Here is a 20,210-nt window from a genome sequence, read left to right as displayed (position 1 = left end):
TTATAGAAAAAATCCATTAGAAGGATGGACAGGAACATGATACAGTTATTCCAACTTCAATATCCTACTATTTCCATAAGATTATACAACACGGACAGACGCGAACTGCCAAGTTCAGTGTGGAATGATCCTCCCCTGTTGACCGAGCACGAAGTTTCCTTCGTCCCCAAACCAACTGACACATGGCCCTCTGCCATCTCCCCGATCTTTCAGGTATAATAACTTCGCCCTGCAACACATAACCGCTTCCCGGGTAATTCGGAATGCCTCCGTATTGCCCTCTTCCTCTTCTTCTCTTCCTTCACTTATCACATGCTGCTGCAATTTTTGCTATACCTCAGACCCAATGCCTTTGAATACCGCGCCTAGCAGCAGCTCCACAAACGTATCATCCATCGGCTCACCCGTGACCAGCATCCGGTAGAACACTGGCCCATAGATCATGTCGATATACAGTCCAATATCCAGTCCCTGCTTCAACTCGCCACGTGCCACACCTTTCTCCAGAATGCCCCATGCTTCACGGCGGCGCGGCTGAATATATCTGCTTCGGTATTCTTCCGCAAGGGTGGGATCAGACTGCCCCTCTCCGATAATCTGTGTAATGACTTTCCCTTCGGCACTTGTCAAAAATTGAACCAGGTTCCCTGCATGAGCACGCAAATCCTCATATACTGCCCCCGTATCCGGCACAGGCAACCTGGCCGTTAACGCCGACATATACCCGTCCAGCATAACAGCGCCTTTGCTTGGCCACCATTTGTAGATCGTTGCTTTGCTTACCTGTGCACGTTCGGCAATCTTCTCGATTGTCACCGCAGCGAACCCATCCTCAAGCAGCAGTTCATAGGCTGCCGCAAGAATGGCATTCTGGGTTTCCATGTTGCGGGGACGTCCTCTTTTTGCAGTCATTGCAGACCCCTCCATTGTCATCATCTATGTAATAAAAAACGATACGTTCATTATACTAAAATGAAGCGTCAATATACATTTTTAAGCTCCCGGCAATGTCATTATATTTCCGTCTTCTTTATGTGAAATCACTTTGTTCTGTAATTGCCTATTTACAATACCAAACGTATCGTATATTATTTAGGTGTAATTAGTAAACGGAACGTTCATTATTTCATCCCATCCGTAATTCGCGATACAAATGTCAACTGAATCATCATAAACTTTTATTGGAGGTCGATCTTATGAACACGAAACAGAAACAAGGTGCACGCCAGACTCAGGCTACCGTGCCTGCCTGGATTATTTTCCTGCTCGCCGCTTCCTGTGGTTTGATTGTAGCTAACCTGTATTATGCTCAGACGGTTCTTGGGCCAATCAGCACCACCACAGGTCTCTCGTCTGCCGCAGCTGGATTAATCGTGACACTGACACAGATCGGATATGTCATTGGTCTGCTGTTCATCGTACCGCTCAGCGACATTATCGAGAATCGCCGTTTGATGGTGCTATTTCTTGTCGTACTCGTGCTAGCGCTGATCACAGCCACCTTCTCCACCAGTGCTTTCCTCTTTCTGACGGCTTCACTACTCATCGGCATTGGTTCTGTCGTTGCACAGATTCTCGTACCCTATGCCACGTACCTGACTTCCGAAGAACAGCGTGGGCAGGTCGTCGGCAATGTCATGAGCGGACTGCTGCTCGGCATTATGCTCGCACGCCCTGTCGCCAGCTTTATCACCAGTGCTATGGGTTGGCAGGCGGTGTTTGCTTTCTCGGCCGTGGTGATCGCCTTGCTCATGCTGCTCTTGTCACGTGCACTTCCAGCCCGTCAGCCTGAACCAAACCTGACTTATGGACAGTTGATTATCTCCCTTGGCACACTGCTTCGTACCCTGCCTATGCTGCGGCGGCGGGCATTCTATCAGGCCAGCTTGTTCGGTGCATTCAGCCTGTTCTGGACAACGGTGCCGCTCCGGCTTGCAGACGACTTCGGCCTGTCCCAGCAGGGCATTGCCTGGTTCGCTCTGGCTGGGGTAGGCGGTGCAATCGCCGCTCCGATCGCGGGGAGATGGGCAGATCGCGGTTTTACCCGGGTGCTCACCGGAGCCGCTATGGTTATTGCTATAGCTTCCTTTGGTCTAGCCTATCTGTTCCAGAGCCATTCCACAGCTTCATTAATTCTGCTGGTCGTCGTCGCCATCACCCTGGATATGGCTGTTTCGGGCAATCTGGTGCTCGGTCAGCGGGTGATCTATTCCCTGGCTAACGAAGCAAGGGGGCGGGTGAATGGTCTGTTCATGTCCATTTTCTTCATTGGTGGTGCCATCGGTTCTTCACTTGGAAGTTGGTCATATGCCCATGGCGGCTGGAGCCTCACGACACTCATTGGTCTGATCATGCCCCTGCTCGCGCTGCTATACTACTTTACGGAGAAAAAGATCTCGGCTGTAAGCCGCACATAACCTTCATCTAAAAAAACGCTCTATACAAGATAAGGTCAGAGGCCATCCATAAGATAGCCTCTGACCTTATTGTTATGTCCGTACCCCGCGCGTACAAACCATTCTGTTCTGCCCAGTTCTGCGCTGTTATCCGCTGTGCTATTATCCGCTACTCTATTCTGTCAGCCGCCACAATGCTGAATGCTGTAACCTAGCTTATCCTTCTTAAAAGCGTATCCCCAAACCTGCCTTATTTCATTACACTATTTCATCACACTGAACTTCTTGGTCGCCGTCCGAACGGACTCGTCTTCTCCCCATACAATGACACCTACGACTTTGGCTGCCTCCAATGTCATCGATGCAATTTCACTTGCATATTGTTCAAAAGCGTTATTCAGGGACTGTCCTGTCTGTGTAAAAACAAGATGTTTCAATCCGTCCTGATTCTCAGCACAGGTCTTGGCCAGATTGACCAGTTGATTCTCCCCCGCCTTCAGAATAACGGTGCTGTAGCGGATTCCTGCATGCTGAATGCCGCTCTGATCCCGTACAGGCTGATCCGCATATAACCCCGGTTCGTTGAGGGCAGCTTGTCCCATGAGCAGGGCTGCCACGTTGGCTGCGGCTCCCTGCTCCAGATTTTTTTCCAATATAATTGCGATTCTCTTCATACGAGTGCATTCACCCTCTGTGGTTTTTTCGTAAAACATACCCATGGCATTTGAATGCCTTCACGCAGCACTTTATACGTTACCAGTCCGTAATGATCCGCACAGAGCTGGTTCGTGAGCGCAATGGAGGTCTCTGTATTCAGCATAACCTGCCTGCAAGCTTCCGGGTTGGATGATACTGTGCTGTTCTCTCTATAGGCAATATTCAGTTCAGATAACAAGTATGTCGTTGCCGGATGATGAAAAATCGTATCAATCTGCTCCGGGCAAGCGGCGTGGAAGCCGGACAGCACCAGTGCAGGGATTTTCTCTACAAAACTTTCGGACACGACCAGATCTGAATCCATAATGAAGCTGTTCAGCTTGGGATACGCTCCAGGCACCAGCAGACAGGAAATCGCGCCGGATTTCAGGTCTTCTGCGGCCGCTTCGAATTCGGGGTATGGCTTAATCATATCAGAATTATCCATTTTTTTTGCAATATGCATGCTGCAAGTCAAGAATCCTTCATCGTCACCCAATGTGCCCAGTATGGCATATTTCTCTTTATTTATATCCATTTATCTCCATTACCTCCCATTTATTTTCCAATTCGGTACGATACTATACCAAAAAATTCCTGCTGTCAATTAACACTTCAACGCAACAAAAATATGTACAATTGTGCATAAAATTTTACAAAAAATGTATTGAAAACTGAAAATAATGAGCTATAATATTGTGAAAACCATTCATTATTTCAAATTTTATCCAGGAGGATATATGAAAACGATCGTATTCATATCTGATTTCAGGCTACCCTTTGGTTTAAACTTCGTGAAACCCTTGACCAAATATACAGACTGCCGAAAGATTCTGATTATTGAACGCCATCAATTACATCATCCCGAACGGCTTGAAGCTTATTTTGATGAGATTAGGTACGTAGATTATCTCGAATCTGTGGACGCCATCCGGGCACATATCCAGCATATTCTGCAATCTCACTCCATCATTGCTTTGTTAACTCCGGGTGAGAATGCCATTGAGATCGGCGGACAACTCCGTTCCGAATTCGGCATTCCGGGCATGCAGCGCAATCAGGCCGAGGCGGTTCGGAACAAGTGGATTATGAAACAAATGTTGCATCAGCGCGGAATCCGCACGTCCAGAACGGCCATTGCGCTCCAGCAACAGGACTATCTTCGTTTCTCCGCTACATATGGGTTCCCTATCATTGTGAAGCCGCTCAGCGGTTACGGCAGTATCAACACATTCAAGCTGTCCAGCATGGAGGAACTCCTCCATTATCTGCAACATACAAGACAAGAACAGCAAAGAGATCTGCTTGAAGAGTTCATTTACGGGACAGAGTTCCACTGTGACTCCATTGTGTGCAAGGGAGAAGTGGTATTTGCTTCCGTTTCCCAGTACCTCTACAACTGTTTGGATATCGCAACGCAGCAGAAACCTCCGGCTAGCATTACCTTCCCCAGAGACACAGAAGCGGATTTTATCCAGCGTATCCAGGACATCAATAGACAAGTCATCGCCGCGCTTGGCATCAATCAATCGGTAACCCATGCGGAGCTGTTCCTCACGCCGGAAGGCGAAGTGGTTTTCGGAGAGATTGGAGCCAGAATCGGGGGTTCACATGTGATGCCGCCTTGCATCAAGAACACGCATGGTGTGGACTTTTTCGAAGCAGTGACGGATCTGGAACTCGGTACATATACCTTTATGCAGCAGGAAACCAGCAACAAATTCACGGGTATGATCTGCTTCCCCTCCCGCGCAGGAGTGATCCAGCACATCTCCGGCAGAGACGATTATACGGACGTTCCAGGCATCATTGAATTTAACGTCTCCTATGAAGTGGGGCAACACGCCGGGGCTGTAAACGACACGATGACCCGCTCAGGGTTCGCTATTGTGGAAGGTGATTCATTCGAGGAATTACGTCAGACGTTACTGGAGATGTACGATCGATTTGTCATTGAGGTGGCGGTTCCCGAAAACGTATAAGATCGTGAATACGCAGTAGAGAACGAACTTAACGTAGTAGTTTTTTTACTGGGATTGTGTTTTTCTTGGGGAGGTTTGAAACGATTGTCTTTATTCAAAACATACGCGGGACTCAGCCGCGACATCTATTATCTCTGCTTGGCGAGAACCATTAACAGCACGGGGGATTTTATTTTCTCCCTGATCACCTTGGTGCTTACGCTACAGATGGGCATGAGTGTGGTCAGTGCGGGGATTTTTGTATCCATGGCGGCTCTGATTAGCGGCCCCGGTGTACTGCTTGGCGGTTATTTAAGTGATCTGATTGGCAAAAAAACGATCATTGTCTCCGGGCAGATTTTGTCTGCCCTTATGATCATGAGCTGCTCCTTCTGGTCAGGCACGATGACCATCGGTTATCTTCTGATTGCGGTCATGTTCTTCATCAGTATTACACGCCCGGCGTATAACGCCTTAATTATTCAATTATGCCCGGAGGAGAAGGAGCGCAAATCAGCCTTTTCCCTGATGTATCTCGGAGCCAACCTCGGTATCGCGCTTGGGCCATTGATTGCCGGTTTTTTTATCAAGGATTACGTGCATATCGTATTTCTGAGTATCGGTATCGTATTTCTGATCTCTACCTTCATCATTTGGAAAAAGGTTCATGTTGGTGCGAGCGACCAAATAACGCAGACTATGACTGGGGAACGGGGACATCACACACAGCAACCGCAGGGAGAACAACAGCCACATGGGAAGCAACAACAGCAAGAACACGAGCATCCGGAACAGCAAAAACATAAACAAGGCAGCTATCCATCCAGGCAGCAACAAGAATCAGAGTCTTTGCCTTCGCCATTGTTTCCTTTGCTGCTGAAGAACCCGCTCGTTGTTTTTTTCATTGTGGTATCCTTCCTCAACTACTTTATCTACATGCAATACTCGTTCAGCCTGCCACTACAGATGAATCATACGTTTGGTGAACATGGAGCAGCTTACTACGGCTCAGTCATGACCATTAATGCAATCAGCGTCATCCTTCTGACCACGCTGGTACTGTCCGTGACACGCAACTTCACGGCTCTAAACTCGATCGCGGCGGGTGCTCTCTTTTATGGCATCGGATTTGGTGCGCTATACCTGCTCGGGGATTGGCCTCAATTTGCTATCGTTGTAGTATCCACGGTGCTCTGGACGATTGGAGAGATTCTGGTGCAGACCAATATCAATCTGTATATTGCATCCCGCGTACCCGACAGCCATCAGGGGAGATTTAACGGCTTGTTGTTGTTTGTCGGTTGTCTGGGATATACCCTTAGCCCCTATCTAACGGGCCTGTTCATTCGAAGTGTGGATATGAAGAGTGTATGGATCATTATTCTGGGTATCAGTCTGTTCTATGCGATTTGTATGGTGCTTCTCTGGTATATTGAAAAAAACGCTTCGAACAAACGTGGAATCGAATCACCTGATTACTCGAAAAGTGTTTAAGTCCAAGCCTCGGTTTATAAGAGCTTCCGCTTAAGCTTATGCTAATACGAAAAAAAGCAGTCACACCAAAAAGGGACAACACTGAATTGGGTCTGCACGGAGGATATCCAAAAAAGATTTTTCGGATGTTACTACGTTCGTTTGACCAAACCGTCAGGATTGTCCCTTTAGTTCACTGCTCGTCTTACCTATCGTCTTACACATTGTCTTACATGAATCCAGCTTTCGGTTGCTCGGCCGGTAGGATTTATTTACGCAGTCTGCGTGCGCTTAATGCGTGATGGCTATTTTGCAAAAAGGTGCTGCGCGTGTTCTTCATCATCTCGATCCGTTGCTCGGCAAGACGGTCTGCCGCGACATAAGACGCGATGCCTTCGGTGCGGGAACTTTCGAAAATTTTCTCCAGCGTCGTGTAGATTTCTCCGATCTTTGCCCATGCTCGATCTTCATGATATCCGTTCAGCTCATCCGCAATGTTGATCACACCGCCTGCGTTAATGACATAATCCGGTGCGTACACGATGCCCCGCTGATACAGCTCCTCCCCATGGCGTGGCTCCAGCAGCTGATTGTTTGCACAACCCGCGATCACTTTGGCTTTCAGTGTCTTGAGTGTATCGTCGTTAATCGTACCGCCGAGCGCACACGGCGCATAGATATCACATGCCACACTGGTAATGTCCGCCGGATCAACCGCCTTGGCACCAAAACGTTCCACCGCCAGCTTCACGGAATCCTTATGGATATCGGTTACGATTAGATGCGCCCCTTCCTCGTACAAATACTTGCACAGATGCATCGCTACGTTGCCCACGCCTTGAACGGCAATCGTTTTGCCTTCCAGCAAATCGGTACCGAATGCTTCCTTCGCAGCAGCCTTGATACCGCGGTATACCCCCCAAGCAGTTGCCGGGGAAGGGTTGCCGGATGAGCCATAGCTAGCCGAGATCCCTGTGACATAATCGGTCTCTTGATGGATCAGATTCATGTCTTCTTCCGTCGTTCCGACATCCTCGGCGGTGATGTAACGGCCATTCAACCCTTGAATGTAGCGGCCGAAGGCGCGGAACATCGCTTCATTTTTATCACGACGCGGATCTCCGATAATTACCGTTTTGCCTCCGCCCAGATTAAGACCGGATACTGCATTTTTATATGTCATGCCCCGAGCAAGACGCAGGGCATCTTCAATGGCTGCTTCCTCTGAAGCATACGTCCACATCCGTGTACCGCCTAGCGCAGGCCCAAGTGTTGTATCGTGTATGGCAATAATGGCCTTCAAGCCTGAATTTCGATCCTGGCACAGGACAAGTTCCTCATAATCATGTTGCTCCATTGCTTCAAACCAACTCATGTGCTAACCGTCTCCTCTAACCATTTTTGCGAAAATCGCAGCTTCGAATCATAGCGTCGAATCGCAGTGTTCTAATTTACGCTCCACCCTCTATTGTACCCATATCCACCCAGTTTGTGCAAAACGGACATAACTATGTTCGCTTTTTAAACTCTCTCTGAATTCGTATCCAAGCCAAACAATCAGATTGGATACCTTCAGGAATAAATCTCTCCACAGCAAAAAAAGGCTCTGCCTGTCACCCTGTGACTGGTTAGCCTCTCCAATAACTCGATCTGGATGCATAGACATGTCCATGCATTCATGTATTCATGTGCTCGTGCCCATATGCTTGTGCTCATGTACTCATGTTTATGTACCTATGTACCCGCGCCATCCCGCTATATCCTCTAGGTCAGCGTTTCGACCACATTAATCGGATGCAACGCCCCGTCCACCGCAAAAGAAGCCTGTCCTGTCTCTTCCGATACCACCAGCACTACCGCATCGGTCAGCTCGCTTAATCCGAGTGCTGCCCGGTGGCGTGTGCCCAGCTTTCGTTCGTGGGCTTCGGCTTGGGATAACGGCAACACATTGCCAGCAGATACAATCTGGTTGCCACGAATCAGCACAGCTCCATCATGTAGTGGCGCACCGGGAATGAAGATTGATTCGAGCAACGCATGAGTTACTCTGGCATCCACCGCTACACCGGAATGAATCATCGTTTCCAGCGGAACCTCTCGTTCAATGACAATCAGCGCTCCATACCTGCGGTCAGATAGATGCTGAACACTGGACGTCAGTTCTGCAAACTTCTCGGTAAACGGGGACAAATAACAGTCGAGATAAAAAGAAGAAGCAAGCACTTCAATGTGTTTGATCTCGGCACGAATCTCCGCAAACTGCCCCAGCAAACAGACACTGTCATGATCGAAACGCGATAATGTCAGATTCATTCGTTCTGCTACGCGGTGCAGGTCAGCCTTTAACTTTTGCCGCATCAAAGAACTGTCACAGTCCGCTTGTCCTGTATGCCGGTTCATCTTGTGCCGCCTCCCTCTTTGGATTACAAGCTTGAGTACCCATACCTTGCCCAGAGAAAAGAAGCTTTATGCATTACCATTTGGATAAATGTTACAATGAATGTATTACGATAAAAGAAGGAGAGTTATGATGCAAAAACGTAATTACTACATCCTGGCATGTATGATCATCCTTTTAGCTGTTGGACTATGGTTCTTTACAATGAATTCAACAAAGTCTCTACAGGAAGCTGCATGGAACGATGTTGACTTCGACACGATAACCTCCATTGAAATCGAAAAGGGGCATGACCAAAAAGTCACGCTTACAGCCAAAGCTGATATTTATAAAATAACGAGTACTCTGTCAGCCCTTGAAGTGAAGAAAGATTCGAGTATTTCCAAGGATTTTAATGACGTTTATAGGTTGCTGGTTTATGTAGATCGAGGCGCAAGAATTGGGATGTTTTTATATGATAACAAGTATATCGATGTCTATGATTACGAGGCATCTCCTAAGAAGAACTCATCCATGAAGTATAAAATTACAAGTAACTTCGATGGGAAGATCATTCATGATTATTTAAAATGAACAAACGCAAAGAAGCTGAGTGACATCACCAGCTTCTTTGCGTTTGTTAACATTGCTTCGCATTTTGAATTATTGTCATTCTAAATCCTTATCTAATTCTTATTTAGCCCTGACCTCCCCATTATTGAGCCTTGCCGTACGAACCAACTTTAAATGTCGTTGGGTCATACCATTTGTACCCTGCAGCTGGCGCAGCCCACGGCTCAAGCTGTGGCTCGGTGGAGTTTGCCGGTATCTCCATTGGCAACAAGCTTGTTGCTGTATCCAGTGTCAGACCTGGCACTTGGGACAGGCTGGTATAACTCTCTTTGACCGCCAGCCATTTCACCGTATTCACGAGGAACGTAGCATCGTCCACCTCTTTAAAACCATCATACGTCTTCTTGGTGGCTCCGTTTTCTTCACGCAAATACTTGGGTGTTGCATCTTCAACCGGAGAGGAATCACCGATGAACGCCGCTTTTCCTGCGCCTACTTTGGCAATCGCAGCGTACGCTCCTTCTGCTCTTCCGCCGCCATTATATACACCCTGATCGACAGCGTTATTCCATTTGGACACGCCCGCCGGAACATACACCAAACCTTTAGCTTTGGTTGGGTCCAGAATGGCAATCGTTGATCCCGCGTGCATCGCTACAGCTTGTACACCTGTCGTGATGCCAAACGCTTGTGATGGTGCAACAATATCCGTAGCATTCACATCACCCAGCGCGTTATAGCGGAAACGAACGCCGAAGTTGGTTCCGAGCCAGTCGGAACTGGTCACGCCTTGCATCGCCGGGGATTCCGCTTCGGCGGAGGACATGCCTTTGGCTGGATTCAGGAAAGCACCGCGGCGGTAGCCGTTGAACACTTCGGAAGAATCCCAGCGGTTTTTGTTCCGGTCTGCATTATAGTGATCGGAGATGAAGAAGACACTTCCGCCATTTTGTACATATTGCAGGAGCGCAGCCTGCTCTGTTGCCTTGAATGGCACGTTGGCTTCGCCAATGACAAACACGTCATAGTCTTTCAATTTGTTATAGGTGTAAGCTTGCTCACCAAATGTATACGGGATGCTGCGTTCCAGCTGATCCACGGTAAAGCCTGCGTTTCGCAAGCCACTCGCAAAGTCTGAAAAAGCTCCATCGATAATCCAGTCAGCCGCACCTGCGGTCTGAGCATGCGTGTTATCAAACAGCACTTTTTTGCCGTTGCCGCCCGGAAGAGGTGTGCCCGGATTCGGCTCTGGGTCAGGGTTCGTGGTACCTGAAGAGAGGGTAATCGACGTAGGATTTTTGACACCGGCATAGCTGTTATAGGCGCCAAGCGTTCCCGTCACGATAATTTTTTTGCCTACCAGACCTGGGTTTGAAGCCAGTCCGTATTGAGCACGGAAAGAAGAAGATACTTGCACATCCAGCAGTTTGGCGTTCGAGCGCTCGGATGCAGAATCCGCAATCAGCACATTGAAATCATTGGCATACGGAGAGGTAAACTTGGCCGTCAGTGATCCGGTCGCATGTCCCACAACATAACCTTCGACGGTTGCTGTGCCTCCGCTGCTCTGGGCAGCAATCGCTTGTGATACGGTAAGTGGTGCTGCGGCTTGAACCGGAGCCTGATACCCCGGAGCGAGTAACGTTGTTACCATCATTATAAAGACCAGGAATGCCCCGATCCAGTGCTGCCTTAACGCCTTTTTCATATACCCTTTCTCCTCCTCCATATTGCTTTCATTAAACTTGTCTCTTTTTTAATTTAAAGCTTCACATGATGAATTCCTCTCGATTTATGTAAATTTTTTGAAAAAGTTTGGGATAGCTCCCTTTCGTGGATACTGACTACTAAATAAGTCGATAATGAATACTGTTGGTTAAGTCTAGAATTATCTCTAATAGTTAAGGAGATTTCCCTTATGAAAATAGTTTTTTTGTTACTCCTCATCATCGTACCGCTTGCCATGACGTTCATAGCTCTTCGAACCAAATGGGCCATACGGCTGTTCCATCTCCTTGCTATTCTATGCTTCTACAGTGTGGCAACGGTCATCGCCAGCGATGTTTATGCCACTAATGCTCATATGACGACGTTCACTACGGAAATTCATCACTTTTTGCTTAACCGCTGGTTTCTGGTCCCTGCTTCCTACTTGGGCGTTTATATCCCATATGTGCTCTGGAAAAGCCTATTTTCGAAAAAAGTTGAGTTATAGCGCGGTTAGGCATTGCAATTTACCTACGTTCGATGCATAATGTCATTATATATGATAATGATTATCATTCTTGAGCTTGTTTATTTTCAATTCTGATGATGATGCCAACCATGCTTACGACTTTATAGATAAAGGGGAACGAACATCGAATGAACACAACTCTGCAAAAGGCTGTCCTGCAGCTTGACGATTATTTGGATCTTCTGAACCTGGCGATTAACCTGGGTGACACAAGATGGCAAAAGGAGATCATCCGCAAGCTGTCCTACACTTATCCTGCAACGACTTGCAACCAACCATAATAACATACCGTCTCATGAACGAATTTGGTAATCTTCCAATAGCCTACGAGGAATTCATATGTATGAATTCGGTCGTGGGCTTTTTTGCGTGCATATGGTGCGTTACAATAGGATGAAATACGATACGGAATCCATTCAGGCAGGGTTATATGACCCACTCCAAGTGGGAAGAAGAACCTGAAATGGAGCAAAGGAGTGTACATGATGCAGCTTGAAACAGAAAGATTAATTCTTCGTGAGATTGTAGAAAGTGACTGGCCTCACATCCATACGTATACTTCGATGCCCGAAGTTACAGAGCACACCGCATGGGGACCGAACACGGAGCAGGATACCCGGGCTTATGTACAGGATGTACTTCGTATGCAGCTGGCCCAGCCGAGAGAAGGATATGAACTTGCGATTGTTTTGAAAAAGGAAGGACTTCTCATCGGCGGCACAGGGCTCCACCTTGTCGATCAGACCAATGCTGAGATCGGCTATGTCCTTCACCCTGCCTATCAGGGGAATGGATATGTGACCGAAGCCTGCCGCGCATTACTTCATTTTGGCTTCAAGGAACTTGGCGTTCACCGGATTTATGCCAAATGCCGTCCAGAAAACCCGGCCTCTGAGCGCGTCATGCAACGGATCGGAATGCAGCGTGAAGGTTTAATGCGAGAGCACTGGTTCTATAAAGGGTCATATCATGACTCGGCACTCTACTCCATGCTGGATCGGGAGTTAGTATAAAATAACAGGTATGATTACCTGTGGGTGAAGCGAGGTACGGAGGTAGCAACCAAGATTCTAACGATCACCAGGAAGCTTATTTGGTTGTTTTGTAGCTGTTTGGGATTCTAACGATCACCAGTGACGCTATTTCACCAAAAAACCGCAAGAAAGTAGCATTTTCCTGTAAATTTTGAGAAATAACGTTTCTCCTGATCGTTAGATTTTCGAACGGGCTAAAATACATAAAATAAGGTCACCTGTGATCGTTAGCCGCCGGGGGATCGAGACCCGATAGTTTACTAAAGCCTCATACCGAAAAGTACGAAAAAAGGACGAAACAGCTCTCGCCGCTTTGTCCTTCTTACCGTTTTTTCCTATTCCTTTGTTCCATTTTGTTTTGTTCGTTCTGTTCTGTTTTGTTTTGTTCATTTTGTTTTGTTCATTTTGTTTTGTTCATTTTGTTCTATTTCGTTCCGTTAGTTCCCTTTTGTCCTATACGTTCAATTTAGTTCCGTTTACGTTTTGTTCAGTGCCTTTCAGTTCCGTATCCGTTCAGTTCAATTCCGATTCGTCCGATTCATTCCGTTCTGTTCCGATCGCGTTCTCCCCACCCGTGCGTTCTCTCTAATTATCTGTTCTGCTATCTGAATCCACTGTAATTGCCCTACAGACGACACAGTTCTTTCGGGCAACTTGGGAACGAAGGGCATCCACACATGCAGCGGAGCGCAGCCATATCCCGGATCATTAATTTGCCGTCCATCATATCGAGGGTGCCCTGCTCTTTCCACGCTCCGAGCATACGTGTAACACTCTCCCGAGTCGCCCCGATCATCTCAGCGAGTTCAGTGTGGTTCAGCTTCATCTCCAGCACGATGCCATCTGGAACAATCTTGCCATACGTATTGCTGGCACGAATCAGCGTCGAAGCAAGTGCACCCGCTTTGCCGTAGAGCAGCAGGTCACGGAATCTCGACTGTGTAATTCGCTGTGCAAGTGCCATCCATTGCAAGAATTTCAGCGCAAGATCCCCATTTTTACTAATCACACTTTCGAGATCCGTCAGCGAGATGATAGCCAGTTCCCCTTTTTCAGCCATCTCTGCACTGTAACTGTGGTTCAATCCGCCAATACCGCCAAATTCACCGATCAGATCGCCACTTTGCTGAATCGACAGAATAATCTCTTTGCCATCTTCCGTCGATTTGGTCAACTTCACACGTCCCGAACGAATGTAGTACAGATATCCAGCTTCGTCACCTTCCAAAAAGAGGCTGTATCCCGACTTCACTTTTTTAGGCTGCATTTTCTCTTCGATCAGATCCCACTGCTCCGGTGTAACAAAAGACAGAATCCCACCTGTTCTCTGAGTCATCTTGCCCGCCTCCGTCTGTGCACGCTCTGCTTTTTGGGTGATTCTTTCCACAAATACTGTACCCATAACTTTCGTCCCCCTCGGTGATTCCTTATGTTTACATCATACCGTGAAAGAGTTCGAAAGGTTATCGGGGGATTACCTGATCTTTGCGGGGAAACTCCCCCAATTCGCTGTGAGAAAAGTCACATATCCCCATTAAAGGCCTCGTTTGCGAGTAATCCAATCTTGAATTGTCAATATTTCATGATAGTGCTAGCATACATTTAAACCCTTATAAGTCTTCATTCGTGTGAATCTTCAAATTTTCAAGTCTTTCATCTTATCCATATCCAGACAGGAGGAAATCCTATGTTATCCCGTGATAATGACGTTTGGGAAAGACTATCTGGCCCGTACGGCTCAGCAAAACATGTACCCGGCTTGTTGCAACAACTGGAGCAGGAATTCAGCCAAGAGGTTTTTAACGATCTGTTTCAGGAATATCTGTTTCATCAAAATTCAATCTATACGGCTACCTACGCCGTCATGCCATTTCTGGCACATTACGCTTGTACGACATCCGATGTAGCGGTGCGCAAAGAACTGTTTATCCACTGCGGTATTATTGAAGCAAGCCGCGATGAGCAGCACCAAGCGCCATATCCACCATCCTGGACCGAGCTGGCCGATGTGGTGGGCAGTACTGTCTGCACGCAGATGCATATTGAATATCTAAAAGCGATCGACCAGCTCAGATCGCTGACAGAACAAGTGCTGACCGAAGCTGCTGAGTTATCCACAGATGATACGGAGAAACGTTACATCCTCATTGCGGATGCTGCATTCCGCGAATCCTATCCTGTCGCGAATATGCTGATGACATTTTCGGAAGGGGATGAGTATGTAGCTGAGTGCCCAGCTTGCGAAAATGAAGTGTACATATGGCCTGACGAAAATCATGCTGCGCCTCTGAAAGCTTATGCAGAAGATCCTGTTTTTCAACCTGATCAGGAGGCTCAAGCCATTATTCCAGCTTCTTCATGGACAGATGAGGAGACACAAGTTTTAGCAGAACGGACAGCAAGGATCGGAGAACAGACACTAGCCGCACATCTGCCCTATCTGGCAGGCAAAACAACATGTCCCTCTTGCCATGAGAATATCGCAGTATGGCCGGCATTACTGAGCACATTTACAATGTAGAAAACAGATACGTGTACATTTTCTGATCTGCATGAGAGTCTTCCTAGATATATAACGTATTCCAGAATACACATTCAAACGAGACAGTTGGCTGATTGCCGGCTGTTTTTTCATTCTTATGCTCCTCGGAGTGATCCGGTGCCCACGTTCAGCAGTTTCCAGAAGGGAAATAGGGGTTTTCCCTGAATTACAAGGCTGACGAAACAGTCTACAATAGAACTAACATCGGAATAACCTGATTGTAAACTGATTTTCTCATCCAACGCACCTTGAGTTCAAGGCTACCCATATGTTGTGACAACGATGAACGACCACGATAATGAATGAAACGTAACGAGTGAAGAACAGATCATCATATGATTTGAAAAAGGAAGTGTCCCTCATGCATGATGAAGTCTCATCTGCCGTTCAGGAGATGATGAGCGGCCTGTGTCAGAGCACCGCCGGCGATTTTTGCGGAATGGCTTGTGTGTCTGGATCAATGCTGCGCTGGAAATATACCTTCGGGGCAACCAATGAACGTGTCAAACGCATGGCTATGCGCCCTGGACAAGATCTGGTAGGCACGGCGATACGAACCGGACGCACGGTTATGCTGGATGAGCAGTCCCGTGGAGAATATATCCCGGACCGCTGCCCGCTTATGCTTGCTGAACGACTCGTATGTGCTATAGCCGTGCCCATGTTCAAGGATGGTGGTCTGCCCAATGGTGTATTGCTGGTGGGAAGCAGAACCCCTTGCACGTTTTCCCCCGAGATGGTTGTACAAACCGAGCAAACCGCCAGACAATTGGAACAATATGCATGAGCAGATTAAGGAAGCAGAATTAAATTGCATTCATGGGATTGTTGCTTATTTTTTCTTCTATCAACCATGTATGCCTGATGTTTAAAACACGCAATAAGAGACTTTTCGGAGATTCCCCCTCTGAAAAGCCTCTTTTTTTGGTATGATGGAGACAGATGATGGAATCGGACAGGGGGAAATGAATGTGATTCGACTGTTAGTTGTGGACGACCATGTGGTTGTACGCTCTGGGCTAATCGCCCTGCTTGAAGGTAAGAACGATATACATATCGTTGGCGATGCAGCGGATGGCGACGAGGCTATTGCCAAAGCACAGGAGGTGAATCCCGATGTCGTTCTGATGGATTTCAGTATGCCTCCGGGCAAGGATGGATTGACCGCTACGGCGGAGTTAAAAAAGCTAATGCCGGATGTATCGATTTTAATTCTTACGATGCATGATGATGAGGAATACCTGTTCCGTGCCATCCATGCGGGAGCTTCCGGGTATATCCTCAAAAGCGCGCCACACGAGGAATTGCTGGCTGCCATTCGTTCTGTAGCCGATGGAAGCGCCTACCTCTATCCAAGTGCAACCAAACGATTAATGAGCGAGTATCTGGACAAAGCAAAGCAGGAAAATGCCGGGCCATACGATACACTCTCTGATCGGGAAAAAGAGATTTTATCCTGGATTGCCAAAGGATACGCCAATAAGGAAATTGCCGAGCATCTGGTCATCAGTGTCAAAACGGTGGAATCCCACAAAAGCAATCTGATGGAAAAGCTTGGCCTGCGCACCAGACCGGAACTGGTAAAGTTTGCGATGAAAAAGGGGCTGTTGAACTTTGAGTAAGCCACGCAAAAACAGACTCAGCGGATTAGCTGACCAACCTGTTCAGCTCCTACTCAGCGAAATTGACAGGCACATCTCGGATGATGAATTCCGAAGCAAACTGAAAGGTTCGCTGCATCAACTTAGTGATTTGAAGTTTGCACTCGACGAATCTTCTATCGTAGCGCTGACGAATCGTTTAGGTAAAATTCAGTACGTGAACGATAAATTCTGCGAAATTTCACAATACAACCGTGAAGAGCTCATTGGTCAGGATCACCGGATTATTAACTCAGGTTACCATGGTAAAACCTTTATGAAGACGTTATGGGACACGATTTCTGCTGGCAAGGTGTGGAATGGCGAGATTCGGAATCGTGCGAAAGACGGCAGTTATTACTGGGTGAATACCACGATTGTGCCTTTCCTCGATAACGATGGTGAGCCATATCAGTATTTAGCCGTGCGCAGTGAGGTGACCAAGCTGAAACAAGTGGAGGCTGAGCTGCAGCAGATGATGTCGCAAGTCATGAACATTCAGGAAGAAGAGCGGCGGCGCATCTCTCGTGACCTTCATGACGGGATTGGACAAAGCCTGTTCTCTCTCGTGATTCAGATGGATCGCCTACTGGCAGATCAAGCAAACCCGGGTGTAGAAGCACTACGGAAACAGGTTACCGGCATTATGGAAGATGTTCGCGGTATGGCTTGGGAACTGCGGCCGTCTGTGCTGGATGATCTGGGTGTCGTTCCTGCAATTCGAACCTATATCGAGAACTATAACCGCCATTACGGTATCGAGGTTACTCTCGAATGCAATTTGCGCAAACGGCTCGCGATGAACCGGGAGATCGCCATCTATCGCATCATCCAGGAAGCCCTAACCAATGTAGCCAAATATGCTGACGTTGCCGAGGCACAAGTGACCGTAGAAGATACGGAAGAGCTCACGCTCGTTGTTATTGAAGATCAAGGTGCCGGATTTAACGACGCTACTGCGGGCAATGGTGTTGGACTATTCAGCATGGAGGAACGTGCAAGGGGAGCAGGCGGTACGCTGCGTGTATCGTCGGAACCCGGCGAAGGAACTACGGTTACGCTACTGCTGCCTAAGACAGTGCTTGTATAAGGGCTACCATTTTACATTCTAAAGAGATCATATAAACCAAACCATGATTGCGACTTATTTTCATCTTATAGATTAAAGAAACAGAGGTGGTAGCTAACCATCTCTGTTTCTTTGGCATCTAGCTACTTGGTTCCGTCCATTTAGACTCTTCTAGCATAAATCCAGAAAAAACACGTTGAACACTTACCGGAACAGTTTTCACGACTTCCCGTTTGGTAACTACGTAATCCATCTTTCCTCCAGTCGAGACGGTTGTTCCATTATCTACGTATGGAGCCAGTCTGACCGTTAGATCCCAATACTCAACTCTTAATTCATCTCCTCCTGCTTGAATACCCACTCTAACTGAATACTCCGGTGTCTGACCATTTTTTTTAAGAGTTTTCATATCCAAAATCTTGGTAGATAACATCGTTGGCCCCATAGAGAAGTGAACTTGTTTCAAGCGATCCACATCCATATTGAGTGTTGATTTCTCCAGAAGATCTTCAATTCCCGTATCCATTCCAGCCATGAAAACTTGTACTGTATTATTAATACCTGCTAATCCAAAGGGCCCAATATCCTTCATGTTCTCATCCCACACATTTTCGTAAGGGATACCTGTTGTATCGATGGAAACTGTTTGGGTTTTATCATTCCACGCGACCGATGCTCCCAGCGCTTTAGACACAGAACTGAGTGGAACCATGACACGGTTATTAACCATCTTGGGAGCTACATCCGTTTGTAGTTGGGTTCCATTCACATTCAATTTAATCATTCCTGCTGCGTATGCCGAACCCAGCACCCCTGACATTACTGCAACCGTAGTTAAGACTGAGAACATAATCTTTTTTCTCATATCATTGACCCTCCTCCTATTCATCAATAAAAACACGTAACACTTGGAAAAGTTACACTTCTAATCTTCTTTTATTTAATGATTACTTATAGGCATGCCACTTTAACAAGTATACATGCGACAAAATGAAGGTACTCTCTCATATATTTTTAACAATATCCATAAAACCTGTTGACTTAGGTTACGTTTCGTCTTTAAACTATGAATGCTGTAATGATACTCCATACAGGAAAACGTAAAGGATGGTTTAAACATGTCTCACAAACGTTCCTCCAAAGGCGGAGAAATTCCGCAAATGTACAATCTGGACGAGATGGATCGCAAAATCATCGCCGCGCTCCATGAGAACAGCCGGATTTCCTATACAGACCTGGGTACACAGATCGGACTATCCCGCGTGGCCGTTCAAGCTCGCATCAATGCATTATCGGAAAAAGGAATCATTGAACGATTCACCGTTGTCATTAATCCAGGCAAGGTTGGGCTGCAGGTCTCTGCCTTTTTTAATGTCGATGTGGAACCGCGATTCCTGGATGAAGTTGCGGAGATGCTGGATGATGAGCCAGCGGTGACCAGCCTCTATCATATGACAGGCCCAAGTACCCTGCATATGCACGGTATTTTTGCTGATATGGAAGAGATGGAGCAGTTTATACTGGAGAAACTCTACAAGATGCCTGGCATCGTCAAAGTGGAATCACAGCTGCTCTTAAAACGATATAAAAGCCGCATGGGCATGAGACTCTAGGAGGATATCAGCATGAGTTGGAAAGATTACAACGGTCTCGTGGTCGGCATGGTACGAACCGGAATTTTGGGATATGGCGGCGGCCCCTCGGTTATTCCGCTAATCCGTTATGAAGCCGTTACCCGGTACAAGTGGGTCAGCGACGATGAATTCGGCGAGATTCTGGCGATTGCCAACGCCCTGCCCGGACCTATTGCAACCAAAATGGCTGCCTATCTTGGCTATAAAACGAAGGGTGTTCTAGGCGCTATTGTGTCCGTACTCGCTCATATATTGCCGACAAGCATCGCAATTATTGCTCTGCTCGGTTCAATGTACGCCCTGCGTGAATCCAAGATTGTCGCAGGTATGGTAGCAGCCGTGCGGCCTGTCATTTTTGTGATGCTTGGTATGATGGCTTATGAATTTGCGATGAAAGCCTGGAAAGGCTTGGGTAAGTGGTTTGCTATTTTATTCGGTGTGATTGCCTTTGCAGCATTACAGTTACTCAATATTCATCCGGGACTGGTGATTACAGTGTTCCTAGCCTATGGTTTCTTCCATTTCGGGCTGGTGCAGCGTGTAAAATCCAAAGGTAACTCCGACAAGGAGGTATCGTAG

22 protein-coding genes are annotated in these 20,210 nt (G+C 47.2%); 13 read left to right on the top strand and 9 right to left on the bottom strand.

Translation table 11 applies throughout. The features are described 5' to 3' along the window. Positions 1–114: 114 nt before the first annotated feature. On the bottom strand, positions 115–324 hold the full coding sequence (locus EC604_RS18040; RefSeq protein WP_123065480.1) for a hypothetical protein: 210 nt from the start codon (positions 322–324) through the stop codon (positions 115–117). A 6-nt stretch (positions 325–330) separates the two neighbouring features. After that, the gene (locus EC604_RS18035; RefSeq protein ID WP_123065479.1) at positions 331–912 is read right to left on the bottom strand and encodes a TetR/AcrR family transcriptional regulator; all 582 of its coding nucleotides are present in this window, start codon (positions 910–912) and stop codon (positions 331–333) included. A gap of 284 nt (positions 913–1,196) precedes the next feature. On the opposite strand from EC604_RS18035, the gene EC604_RS18030 reads away from it, so the two are divergent. Beyond that, positions 1,197–2,417, top strand: coding sequence for an MFS transporter (locus EC604_RS18030; protein ID WP_123065478.1), 1,221 nt, complete (start codon positions 1,197–1,199; stop codon positions 2,415–2,417). A 242-nt stretch (positions 2,418–2,659) separates the two neighbouring features. Here the strand turns inward: EC604_RS18030 and EC604_RS18025 are convergent, their stop codons facing one another. Continuing rightward, entirely contained in the window at positions 2,660–3,070 is a 411-nt protein-coding gene (locus tag EC604_RS18025; protein ID WP_123065477.1) for a DUF2000 family protein, read from the bottom strand. Beyond that, complete coding sequence (locus EC604_RS18020) at positions 3,067–3,630, bottom strand: hypothetical protein (protein WP_090918912.1); 564 nt, start codon at positions 3,628–3,630, stop codon at positions 3,067–3,069. The genes EC604_RS18025 and EC604_RS18020 overlap by 4 nt, the downstream gene beginning before the upstream one ends. Positions 3,631–3,832: 202 nt before the next feature. On the opposite strand from EC604_RS18020, the gene EC604_RS18015 reads away from it, so the two are divergent. Then, positions 3,833–5,074 (top strand): ATP-grasp domain-containing protein, encoded by a 1,242-nt coding sequence (locus EC604_RS18015; RefSeq protein WP_161556973.1) that lies wholly within the window; start codon positions 3,833–3,835, stop codon positions 5,072–5,074. An 84-nt stretch (positions 5,075–5,158) separates the two neighbouring features. Next, positions 5,159–6,547, top strand: a complete 1,389-nt coding sequence (locus EC604_RS18010) for an MFS transporter (protein ID WP_161556972.1) — start codon at positions 5,159–5,161, stop codon at positions 6,545–6,547. A gap of 247 nt (positions 6,548–6,794) precedes the next feature. Here EC604_RS18010 and EC604_RS18005 read toward each other — a convergent pair whose 3' ends face one another. Then, positions 6,795–7,901 (bottom strand): Glu/Leu/Phe/Val family dehydrogenase, encoded by a 1,107-nt coding sequence (locus EC604_RS18005; RefSeq protein ID WP_123065474.1) that lies wholly within the window; start codon positions 7,899–7,901, stop codon positions 6,795–6,797. A 389-nt stretch (positions 7,902–8,290) separates the two neighbouring features. Next, complete coding sequence (cdaS, locus tag EC604_RS18000; RefSeq protein WP_123065473.1) at positions 8,291–8,926, bottom strand: sporulation-specific diadenylate cyclase CdaS; 636 nt, start codon at positions 8,924–8,926, stop codon at positions 8,291–8,293. A gap of 130 nt (positions 8,927–9,056) precedes the next feature. Between cdaS and EC604_RS17995 the strand changes: the two genes are divergently transcribed. Next, positions 9,057–9,497 (top strand): hypothetical protein, encoded by a 441-nt coding sequence (locus EC604_RS17995; protein WP_123065472.1) that lies wholly within the window; start codon positions 9,057–9,059, stop codon positions 9,495–9,497. Positions 9,498–9,618: 121 nt separating this feature from the next. On the opposite strand, the gene EC604_RS17990 is transcribed toward EC604_RS17995, so the two are convergent. Then, positions 9,619–11,133, bottom strand: a complete 1,515-nt coding sequence (locus EC604_RS17990) for a DUF6359 domain-containing protein (protein ID WP_429351890.1) — start codon at positions 11,131–11,133, stop codon at positions 9,619–9,621. Between the two features lie 261 nt (positions 11,134–11,394). Between EC604_RS17990 and EC604_RS17985 the strand changes: the two genes are divergently transcribed. From EC604_RS17985 to EC604_RS17980, 3 genes are all read left to right on the top strand, one after another. After that, positions 11,395–11,691, top strand: a complete 297-nt coding sequence (locus EC604_RS17985) for a hypothetical protein (protein WP_123065470.1) — start codon at positions 11,395–11,397, stop codon at positions 11,689–11,691. Between the two features lie 149 nt (positions 11,692–11,840). Next, positions 11,841–11,993: a hypothetical protein gene (locus tag EC604_RS30185; protein WP_192895129.1), complete on the top strand. Its 153-nt coding sequence runs from the start codon at positions 11,841–11,843 to the stop codon at positions 11,991–11,993. Between the two features lie 204 nt (positions 11,994–12,197). Further along, positions 12,198–12,725: a GNAT family N-acetyltransferase gene (locus EC604_RS17980; RefSeq protein WP_123065469.1), complete on the top strand. Its 528-nt coding sequence runs from the start codon at positions 12,198–12,200 to the stop codon at positions 12,723–12,725. A gap of 646 nt (positions 12,726–13,371) precedes the next feature. Here the strand turns inward: EC604_RS17980 and EC604_RS17975 are convergent. Then, the gene (locus EC604_RS17975; RefSeq protein ID WP_123065468.1) at positions 13,372–14,148 is read right to left on the bottom strand and encodes a Crp/Fnr family transcriptional regulator; all 777 of its coding nucleotides are present in this window, start codon (positions 14,146–14,148) and stop codon (positions 13,372–13,374) included. 285 nt (positions 14,149–14,433) lie between these two features. On the opposite strand from EC604_RS17975, the gene EC604_RS17970 reads away from it, so the two are divergent. The 4 genes from EC604_RS17970 (at position 14,434) to EC604_RS17955 (ending at position 18,018) form a co-directional block, all read left to right on the top strand. Further along, positions 14,434–15,267: a hypothetical protein gene (locus EC604_RS17970; RefSeq protein WP_123065467.1), complete on the top strand. Its 834-nt coding sequence runs from the start codon at positions 14,434–14,436 to the stop codon at positions 15,265–15,267. A gap of 382 nt (positions 15,268–15,649) precedes the next feature. Further along, the gene (locus EC604_RS17965; RefSeq protein WP_123065466.1) at positions 15,650–16,075 is read left to right on the top strand and encodes a GAF domain-containing protein; all 426 of its coding nucleotides are present in this window, start codon (positions 15,650–15,652) and stop codon (positions 16,073–16,075) included. 184 nt (positions 16,076–16,259) lie between these two features. Beyond that, entirely contained in the window at positions 16,260–16,910 is a 651-nt protein-coding gene (locus EC604_RS17960) for a response regulator (protein WP_123065636.1), read from the top strand. Beyond that, the gene (locus EC604_RS17955) at positions 16,903–18,018 is read left to right on the top strand and encodes a PAS domain-containing protein (protein WP_123065465.1); all 1,116 of its coding nucleotides are present in this window, start codon (positions 16,903–16,905) and stop codon (positions 18,016–18,018) included. The genes EC604_RS17960 and EC604_RS17955 overlap by 8 nt, the downstream gene beginning before the upstream one ends. A 118-nt stretch (positions 18,019–18,136) precedes the next feature. Here the strand turns inward: EC604_RS17955 and EC604_RS17950 are convergent, their stop codons facing one another. Next, complete coding sequence (locus tag EC604_RS17950; protein ID WP_161556971.1) at positions 18,137–18,862, bottom strand: copper amine oxidase N-terminal domain-containing protein; 726 nt, start codon at positions 18,860–18,862, stop codon at positions 18,137–18,139. Between the two features lie 253 nt (positions 18,863–19,115). Here EC604_RS17950 and EC604_RS17945 point away from each other — a divergent pair, with 253 nt between their 5' ends. Both EC604_RS17945 and EC604_RS17940 read left to right on the top strand, forming a co-directional pair. Then, positions 19,116–19,610: an Lrp/AsnC family transcriptional regulator gene (locus EC604_RS17945; protein WP_090918940.1), complete on the top strand. Its 495-nt coding sequence runs from the start codon at positions 19,116–19,118 to the stop codon at positions 19,608–19,610. Between the two features lie 12 nt (positions 19,611–19,622). Next, a complete protein-coding gene (locus EC604_RS17940; RefSeq protein WP_123065463.1) occupies positions 19,623–20,210 on the top strand; it encodes a chromate transporter in 588 nt (195 codons plus the stop codon).

Source organism: Paenibacillus amylolyticus (assembly GCF_003719335.1).
Lineage (GTDB): Bacteria > Bacillota > Bacilli > Paenibacillales > Paenibacillaceae > Paenibacillus > Paenibacillus amylolyticus_D.
The sequence above is the reverse complement of the archived record's forward strand: the minus strand, read 5'-3'. Positions and strand labels throughout refer to the sequence as shown.

Bases quoted from the DNA above. Each gene is read 5' to 3' on its own strand.
- EC604_RS18035 (WP_123065479.1), bottom strand. From the start codon at position 912: ATGACTGCAAAAAGAGGACGTCCCCGCAACATGGAAACCCAGAATGCC.
- EC604_RS18030 (WP_123065478.1), top strand. From the start codon at position 1,197: ATGAACACGAAACAGAAACAAGGTGCACGCCAGACTCAGGCTACCGTG.
- EC604_RS18025 (WP_123065477.1), bottom strand. From the start codon at position 3,070: ATGAAGAGAATCGCAATTATATTGGAAAAAAATCTGGAGCAGGGAGCC.
- EC604_RS18020 (WP_090918912.1), bottom strand. From the start codon at position 3,630: ATGGATATAAATAAAGAGAAATATGCCATACTGGGCACATTGGGTGAC.
- EC604_RS18015 (WP_161556973.1), top strand. From the start codon at position 3,833: ATGAAAACGATCGTATTCATATCTGATTTCAGGCTACCCTTTGGTTTA.
- EC604_RS18005 (WP_123065474.1), bottom strand. From the start codon at position 7,901: ATGAGTTGGTTTGAAGCAATGGAGCAACATGATTATGAGGAACTTGTC.
- cdaS (WP_123065473.1), bottom strand. From the start codon at position 8,926: ATGAACCGGCATACAGGACAAGCGGACTGTGACAGTTCTTTGATGCGG.
- EC604_RS17995 (WP_123065472.1), top strand. From the start codon at position 9,057: ATGCAAAAACGTAATTACTACATCCTGGCATGTATGATCATCCTTTTA.
- EC604_RS17990 (WP_429351890.1), bottom strand. From the start codon at position 11,133: ATGATGGTAACAACGTTACTCGCTCCGGGGTATCAGGCTCCGGTTCAA.
- EC604_RS17985 (WP_123065470.1), top strand. From the start codon at position 11,395: ATGAAAATAGTTTTTTTGTTACTCCTCATCATCGTACCGCTTGCCATG.
- EC604_RS30185 (WP_192895129.1), top strand. From the start codon at position 11,841: ATGAACACAACTCTGCAAAAGGCTGTCCTGCAGCTTGACGATTATTTG.
- EC604_RS17980 (WP_123065469.1), top strand. From the start codon at position 12,198: ATGCAGCTTGAAACAGAAAGATTAATTCTTCGTGAGATTGTAGAAAGT.
- EC604_RS17975 (WP_123065468.1), bottom strand. From the start codon at position 14,148: ATGGGTACAGTATTTGTGGAAAGAATCACCCAAAAAGCAGAGCGTGCA.
- EC604_RS17970 (WP_123065467.1), top strand. From the start codon at position 14,434: ATGTTATCCCGTGATAATGACGTTTGGGAAAGACTATCTGGCCCGTAC.
- EC604_RS17965 (WP_123065466.1), top strand. From the start codon at position 15,650: ATGCATGATGAAGTCTCATCTGCCGTTCAGGAGATGATGAGCGGCCTG.
- EC604_RS17950 (WP_161556971.1), bottom strand. From the start codon at position 18,862: ATGAGAAAAAAGATTATGTTCTCAGTCTTAACTACGGTTGCAGTAATG.
- EC604_RS17945 (WP_090918940.1), top strand. From the start codon at position 19,116: ATGTCTCACAAACGTTCCTCCAAAGGCGGAGAAATTCCGCAAATGTAC.
- EC604_RS17940 (WP_123065463.1), top strand. From the start codon at position 19,623: ATGAGTTGGAAAGATTACAACGGTCTCGTGGTCGGCATGGTACGAACC.